Raw genomic sequence first — 1020 nt, forward strand, 5'->3', positions numbered from 1 at the left:
GGCGCCGGAGGAGAAGGCGCGCGGGATCACGATCAACACGGCGCATGTGGAGTACGAGACGGCGCAGCGTCATTACGCGCATGTCGACTGCCCGGGCCATGCCGACTACGTGAAGAACATGATCACGGGTGCGGCGCAGATGGATGGCGCGATCCTGGTGGTGTCGGCGGCCGACGGCCCGATGCCGCAGACCCGCGAGCACATCCTGCTGGCCCGCCAGGTGGGCGTGCCGGCGCTGGTGGTGTTCTTGAACAAGGTCGACATGGTCGACGACCCGGAGCTGCTTGAGCTGGTGGAGCTCGAGGTGCGGGAGCTCTTGTCCAAGTACAACTTCCCGGGCGACGACATCCCGATCATCAAGGGCTCGGCGCTGGCGGCTCTGGAAGGCAAGGACGACGAGATCGGCCGGGCCAAGATCGTCGAGCTGATGGAGGCGGTGGACAGCTACATTCCGCAGCCGGAGCGGGCGGTGGACAAGCCGTTCTTGATGCCGATCGAGGACGTGTTCTCGATCTCGGGCCGCGGCACGGTGGTGACGGGCCGGGTCGAGCGCGGGGTGATCAAGGTCGGCGAGGAAGTCGAGATCGTCGGCATCAAGCCCACGACCAAGACGACCTGCACGGGCGTGGAGATGTTCCGCAAGCTGCTCGATCGTGGTGAGGCGGGCGACAACGTGGGCGTCTTGCTGCGCGGCACCAAGCGTGACGACGTGGAGCGCGGCCAGGTCTTGTGCAAGCCCGGCTCGATCACGCCGCACACCAAGTTCACGGCCGAGACCTATGTGCTCACCAAGGAAGAGGGTGGCCGGCACACGCCGTTCTTCGGCAACTACCGGCCGCAGTTCTACTTCCGCACCACGGACGTGACCGGCTCGGTGGAGCTGCCGGCGGGCACCGAGATGGTGATGCCGGGCGACAACGTGACCATGGTGGTGACGCTGATTGCCCCCATCGCCATGGAGCAGGGCCTGCGCTTTGCCATCCGCGAGGGCGGCCGCACCGTCGGTGCCGGCGTCGTCGC

Annotated in this window: 1 protein-coding gene; it reads left to right on the forward strand. The window is 66.9% G+C overall.

Translation table 11 applies throughout. The features are described from left to right. Nucleotides 1-1020, forward strand: a 1020-nt coding sequence (gene tuf / locus EQG76_RS31385; protein WP_159719123.1) for an elongation factor Tu, incomplete at both ends; no start/stop codon positions are given.

Source organism: Geminicoccus flavidas (assembly GCF_009806515.1).
Taxonomy (GTDB): domain Bacteria; phylum Pseudomonadota; class Alphaproteobacteria; order Geminicoccales; family Geminicoccaceae; genus Geminicoccus; species Geminicoccus flavidus.